The organism is uncultured Vibrio sp. (assembly GCF_947488985.1).
GTDB lineage: Bacteria > Pseudomonadota > Gammaproteobacteria > Enterobacterales > Vibrionaceae > Vibrio.
This window is the reverse complement of the sequence record NZ_CANLBV010000138.1, coordinates 1-5,949: the sequence shown is the minus strand read 5'-3', so window position 1 is coordinate 5,949 and position 5,949 is coordinate 1. Positions and strand designations below refer to the sequence as shown.

The window sequence follows — 5,949 nt, the reverse complement described above, 5'->3', positions numbered from 1 at the left end:
TCTATCGGATTTTTACATGTTGGTAGGATCATTCAACTGATCTGCCGATTATTGTCTTAACTGATCGGCATTAGTGCATTGGCTTCCCTTTTTATTTGTCTGACTTTCGTGGTTAAAGCTAAAACTGTAGTTCTCAATCATTTACTCCATAGGGAAACCTATCAAGCCAATGAGCTCACTTACTGGTTTCTGTTCCAGTTAGACTTAACCGAAGACTGACTGAAGTCTAGAGGAGCGCTATTTGGGGTCGCTTGTCTCTCTGTTGATGCTTGTTCAGTATTAGCTTGCTGGCTGTAATCAACATTCGTACCTTGAGCACTCGCCGTTTGGTTATCTAAATGGCTCGCATCTACGTTTAATGTCTCACCATCTTCATCAGACGCTTCTTTCACTTTCTTAGGAATCGGTATATTGCGCTTGTAGAGCTTATTAAGAGCTTTAATGATTGAATGCTTCGTAATAGCTTGTTGAGTGAGCTTGGTCATTATCGGCTTAGTCAGAGATTGTAGGCCGACCACCGCATCCACACCAAGATCCCCTCCGACCTTATCTCTCAGCTGTTTTGCCTCTGAATAACCGAAATGGGCGGATAAGAATAACCAGATATACGCGATCGCATTGCCGTGTTCACCATGGTCTATCCAAGCTTCACCTGCTCTGTACATCGCTTCGGCACTGTTCTTTTCTGCCGCAGTTTCAAAACAATACACCGCCTCACCATGATTAGCCTCAACACCAACACCATTTAAATAACTCATGCCGAGTTTGATCTTGCCGCCTAAGTGATTTTTTTCAGCAGCCTTGCGATACCACTCCACCGAACTTTCGGCAGAATAGTCAGGGTTGCCTTTATCGAGACACCAGTCGCCCATCAATAGCATTGCATCCGTGTTGCCGCCATTCGCAGTTTCTTCAATCTGAGCGTAGCCCTTGGGAATATTCTTAACCGTCCCTCGGCCAAAAACCAGCGCTTTACCCATCTCAAATTTCGCCGACATATCATTCTCTAAAGCCGATATCGCCAGCTGCCAAAACCTGGCTTGTTCCCTCAAGATCGGATCGTCCTTGCGCTTTTGACTCAAGCGTACAATACCGTACATGCCGTTGATATTATCTAAGTGAGCCGCCTTATCGTACCAATAGAGCGCTTCCTTAATATTGTTGCGTTCTGCCTCTTTAGCCAAAAATAGAATCGACGGCACATGACCCGTTTCAGCTTTAAATTGGCGCTCTTTTTGCTCTTGTATTCGTGCTTTCTCAATCGCTTTTCGATAAGCGGCAGCACGAGCTTTACGTTCTTGCTCCAAATGCTGCTTTCTTAGCGATAAAGAGAACAACCAAACGGCGACAAGTATTAACGAAAGCGCGGTCGCACCAATTGCGATTCCCATTGTACTCATAAAATATGTTTACCTCAGCCAATCACCGCCCTCCACAGGGAAGCCACCACCCTAAAGTGAATAGTGTGTTTCTTACTACAAGGACAAGTGCAATAGAAAAGCGTCCCACCTGAAAACTACATTAGTATCTCAGGAATAGATAACGATAAAAAGTCCACTTAGGCCAATCCGTATGTCCGCCATTAATGGTGTGATCTTACTCCAATATAGGCTATTTATACAACTGACTGATTACGCTCTAGTTTGTGATGGTTAGCCGGTTAACGTATTGCGCTGCAAGGCCACGCCTAATAGCCTAGCCGCTTCATCGATGAGCCTTACTAAACAACGAATAAACTGGTTAACTAAGTAACTGAGCAATTAAGAAAACCAGAAACTAACCTTGCTGCATCTTCTCCCAAATGGTCGGAGAGCCTATATAGTCTTGAACCGTAGTGATGAATTCTTTAACCAGCTTCGTCTGCTTACGGTGTGGATAGACAGCATAAATCGCGGTATCGATTGTAGAAATCGGGTAATCCGGTAGCAAGGTGACTAAGCCAAGCTCTTTCATTGAGGCATACAGGTTTGATTGGTCAAGGAAACCATAACCCAAGCCATCTTTCACACAAGACACCATGGTACGAACATCACTCACCTTATAGTTGCCACGAATCGTCAGGCTTTGGAAAGTGCTGCCATGCGGCTCTTCACTGATACGCAGATGATCGACCGTCATATCGCCATTGGTATAAATCACCGCAGGCAAAGCTAGCAAATCTTGTGGTGTCTTAGGTTCACCGTGCTGATTAACAAAATCGTTCGACGCGACCAACATGAAGTTACTGTCAGCAATCTTTTTCGCAATCAAATTCGATTCAACGAGCTTACTGAAGCGAAACGCGATATCAAACTGCCCTGCGATGATATTGGCAATCTTGTCGTCCAGTGAAAGTACGATCTGAACATCTGGATACTTTCTCATAAACTGAGTGATGATAGGTTGCAGATATTGCTGACCAAAATAGATTGGCGACGTAATTCGCAGCACGCCTTTAGGTTCAGACTGATAGGAATCTGCAATACCTTGAATTTGATTGATGGTGTCTTTCAATACATAAGTTTGCGCAAGAATATCTTCTCCCGCTGACGTCAAAGAAAACGAGCGCGTAGAGCGGTTAAGCAGCTGAACACCTAAGTCTTGCTCAAGCTTTTTTATCTGTTTAGAGAGTGATGAATTGTCCATATCATGCAAGGTTGCCGCTTTGGTGAACGACCCTTGTTGAACCACATCTAAGAACAATAACAATTGATTAGTATTGGGCACTGCGCCTCTCCTGCAATAAAACTCGATTAGCGTTCGTCTTTAGGGGTATCCATCACAACCATAGTCGTAATAGATTGCACCTGAGCACATTCCCCAAGCACATCGGCATGAAACTTCTTGTAGCCCGGTAGATCTTTGGTTTCGACTCTTAACAAGTACTCGTTAGCACCAGTGATGTTGTGACATTCCACCACCTCTTTTTCCATACTGACGTGTTGTTCAAATTCCAACTGAGCCGCTTTTCTGTGGCTCGATAAACCAATCGAAACGTAGGCAATAAAACCAACGCCCATCAAGCCGTTATCTAAAACCGCGCGGTAACCTTGGATGATGCCTTTGCGCTCAAGATCTTGTACTCGTCTTAAGGTCGCTGAAGCCGACAAACCAATTCGTTCTGAAAGCTCAATATTGGAGATTCTGCCGTCCAATTTAAGCTCTTGCAATATCCTTTCGTCAAATCTATCCATAGGTACTTATTATTGTGCATTAAGTGATAAAAGAGGAAATAAAAGCACATAATTGCCTCACTTTCCACCTACTATGTTTCTCAACACGTGAAAGTCATGTTCGGTCAGTCACGTCGTTCATTTTATTGCTGGAGAACCATTATGCCTTTAGAACAACTTAGCGCACTTGCCTTGTTTGCGTTTGTCTCGACCTTCACGCCGGGTCCGAATAACATCATGCTCATGACATCAGGTGCGAATGTTGGCTTTGCTCGTACCATTCCGCACATGCTTGGCATTGCTCTAGGGTTTGCAGCCATGTTGCTGTTGGTTGGCTTCGGTTTAATGGGGATTTTCAATGCATACCCAGTGACACACCAAATATTGAAATACTTGAGCATTGCTTACCTAGTATATCTTGCGATTAAAATAGCATTGAGCGGCAAAGCCAAAAGTACCGAAGCGTATAAGCCGATGACCTTTTTAGGCGCGGCCAGTTTTCAGTGGGTGAACCCGAAAGGTTGGTCAATGGCTCTGACGGCGATTTCAGTTTATAGCAGTGGAAATTCATGGTGGGAGCTTGCGATCATCGCAGCCATTTTCACGTTAGCTAATTTGCCATCAGTGACATTCTGGACGGCAGCAGGCAAGCAACTGCAACATTGGCTAACAACACCCATCCGCATCAAAAGCTTTAACTACGGTATGGCAGGCTTGCTATTAGCCTCAACGATTCCGATGTTGTAACCAGATAGCTTCCCTATGATGGTTAGTAAGTGATTACTAGCCATCAATTTCATTACAAGTATCCAATAACCTCGCTAAGCCAATGCCCAAACGTCGCCTGCCCGGTCGGGGTTAATGTCCATAAAAACGCTGCTACATTGATGACCAATGTCACCCAATAAATTGCCCTAAACGGCTGCTTTTGCGTTTTATGACGCAGCTTATCTTGCGCAATCAAAGCCCCCAACCAACCACCAGCAACAGACAAAATGTGCAAGGTTTTCTCTGGCACACGCCAGTTGCCATTTATCGCTGCTCGCTTGTCCTTCGCGTACACAAAAAACGTCACTAATCCGATAACCAAATACCACACCAACACCACTTTAGAACTTTCTACAAACAACGCAGACACCGCCATCAGAACCAGATAGGTGATAACGATTTGAATAGATGAAGACAACACGACTCCTTTTGGGCAACAGCTCACATACTGTATACGCCCTGTAAATTTTGATAAGGATGATCTACTCCAGTCAAGCTGGACACTTCACTAAGCGACTTTCCGATCTCCAAAGTTATCTATTTGAACTGTATTATACCAAATTCATTAAATTTCTGATCTAATAGTAACTTTGCTCGGAGGTACTATATGGACATTAATTTCCCTCAACTTATCTGTTCCACATCTAATGCTATACCTGTTCAACTTGGAGATTCAGGTTTCAAAACTTGAAAATCATCCGTAATCCTGGATACGAGTGAGCCTGCAACTTCTGGTAGCGTTACATCGAAAAAGTCTTTGATGGCTAAAGTAAATTCAGGCTTGGAGGAGAAGTAAATATTATTCCTCACATGCTCATTCATTACTTGCCAAAGCCGCTCTATTGGATTCAAATTTGGACTGTAAAGTGGTAAGTAATGAAGCTCGATATTGAGCACTTTTACCGCATTTTTACCAGTTCTGACTGATGATAGGCTGCGCCATCAAGAACTAAGTGAACTTTTTGCTCCAACGGGTAATGCTCTTTTTTGAGCTTCCAGAAGAAGCGTACGATGCTCTCGCTGTTTATCGTGTCCACGGTTGCGCCAATATTTTGAAGTGGTAACACACTGATAATATTAAGACGAGTTCGACCACCCGCTGTCTTAATCACTTTGTCTTGGCCTTTTCGTATCCAACCATAACTGAGTTTTGTTGACTGAGTAGAATGAACAGCATCCATGAACAACACAGGGCTTCACTGTCTTTTAGCGTCTTATTGTAGTGCTCGATAAAGGCTTGCTGCATCTCTGGACTAAACTTGTGCGGCACACCTTTTGGCTTCTTATATAAAAAACCATGGTGATGTAACCATTTGTTCATGCCAGTAACGGTATAGAGGATGCCAAACTCAGCTTGTACATAAGCGACAATTTGGTGGGTGTGAAAGTACGTTTTCTCAGCCAGAGGCTGATAAGTTGCATAGTTTGCTCTACAGAAAGTCGGCTTTGGCTACCACCGTTTTCAGGCTTAAATTTTTCAGAAAGAACATAATCACAGAGGTGACGAGCAACGGCCAATTCGTGAATACGAAGCGCTTGAGAAATCATTGTCTGACTCCAACCCTCAGACGTTAGTAAAACCGCTTTGATGCAGTCACGCACTCGACCATCACGAGTTGAATCGTGCATCTTTTCGAGTTGCTGTTTTTTGTTAAGGAGTAAATATTATTTTCATAGTACGTAGCATGATCCTGATTTCATCGAAAATCAAGCATCTTCAATGATCACTAGGGTATCTGTGTAGCGTCTAGTAAGTTGAGGCCTTATACAACTTGATAACAAGTGTCATCGACTCGACAATTATTTTTCAAGGAATCTTCTTGAAGTTCCCTCAGTAATGACATAGAAATAGCTACCTGTGACCAAACCCTGATATTGTATATCTTACGAGAATTTAGCATCACACTGCTTTTAGTATATACTCGTTCAACTTGAAGATGCTGGCTTGAGAGCTTGAAAGTTATCATTAATTCGAGATGCCAAAGAGCCTGCGATCTCTGGAAGAGTCACAGTAAAAAATTGCTCTATT

5 protein-coding genes and 2 pseudogenes are annotated in these 5,949 nt (G+C 43.3%); 1 reads left to right on the top strand and 6 read right to left on the bottom strand.

Features of this window, described 5'->3' with window-relative positions:
• Positions 1-179 precede the first annotated feature (179 nt).
• The 3 genes from Q1A70_RS18465 to Q1A70_RS18455 all read right to left on the bottom strand — a co-directional run bounded on the left by Q1A70_RS18465 (position 180) and on the right by Q1A70_RS18455 (position 3,173).
• Positions 180-1,400: a tetratricopeptide repeat protein gene (locus tag Q1A70_RS18465; protein ID WP_299695101.1), complete on the bottom strand. Its 1,221-nt coding sequence runs from the start codon at positions 1,398-1,400 to the stop codon at positions 180-182.
• A 376-nt stretch (positions 1,401-1,776) separates the two neighbouring features.
• Entirely contained in the window at positions 1,777-2,706 is a 930-nt protein-coding gene (locus tag Q1A70_RS18460; protein ID WP_299695098.1) for a LysR family transcriptional regulator, read from the bottom strand.
• 26 nt (positions 2,707-2,732) lie between these two features.
• Positions 2,733-3,173 carry an Lrp/AsnC family transcriptional regulator gene (locus Q1A70_RS18455; protein ID WP_299695095.1) on the bottom strand — a complete coding sequence of 147 codons (441 nt, stop codon included), beginning with the start codon at positions 3,171-3,173 and terminating at the stop codon, positions 2,733-2,735.
• A gap of 141 nt (positions 3,174-3,314) precedes the next feature.
• On the opposite strand from Q1A70_RS18455, the gene Q1A70_RS18450 reads away from it, so the two are divergent.
• Positions 3,315-3,899 (top strand): LysE family translocator, encoded by a 585-nt coding sequence (locus Q1A70_RS18450; RefSeq protein WP_299695092.1) that lies wholly within the window; start codon positions 3,315-3,317, stop codon positions 3,897-3,899.
• A 52-nt stretch (positions 3,900-3,951) separates the two neighbouring features.
• On the opposite strand, the gene Q1A70_RS18445 is transcribed toward Q1A70_RS18450, so the two are convergent.
• The 3 genes and pseudogenes from Q1A70_RS18445 to Q1A70_RS18435 form a co-directional block, all read right to left on the bottom strand.
• Positions 3,952-4,341: a DUF1294 domain-containing protein gene (locus Q1A70_RS18445; protein ID WP_299695089.1), complete on the bottom strand. Its 390-nt coding sequence runs from the start codon at positions 4,339-4,341 to the stop codon at positions 3,952-3,954.
• A 239-nt stretch (positions 4,342-4,580) separates the two neighbouring features.
• Positions 4,581-5,607: pseudogene (locus Q1A70_RS18440) on the bottom strand (IS630 family transposase).
• A gap of 239 nt (positions 5,608-5,846) precedes the next feature.
• Positions 5,847-5,949: pseudogene (locus tag Q1A70_RS18435) on the bottom strand (IS630 family transposase); the annotation flags it as partial.

Coding starts and splice junctions, on each gene's coding strand:
- Q1A70_RS18450 (WP_299695092.1), top strand. CDS start 3,315: ATGCCTTTAGAACAACTTAGCGCACTTGCCTTGTTTGCGTTTGTCTCG.
- Q1A70_RS18465 (WP_299695101.1), bottom strand. CDS start 1,400: ATGAGTACAATGGGAATCGCAATTGGTGCGACCGCGCTTTCGTTAATA.
- Q1A70_RS18455 (WP_299695095.1), bottom strand. CDS start 3,173: ATGGATAGATTTGACGAAAGGATATTGCAAGAGCTTAAATTGGACGGC.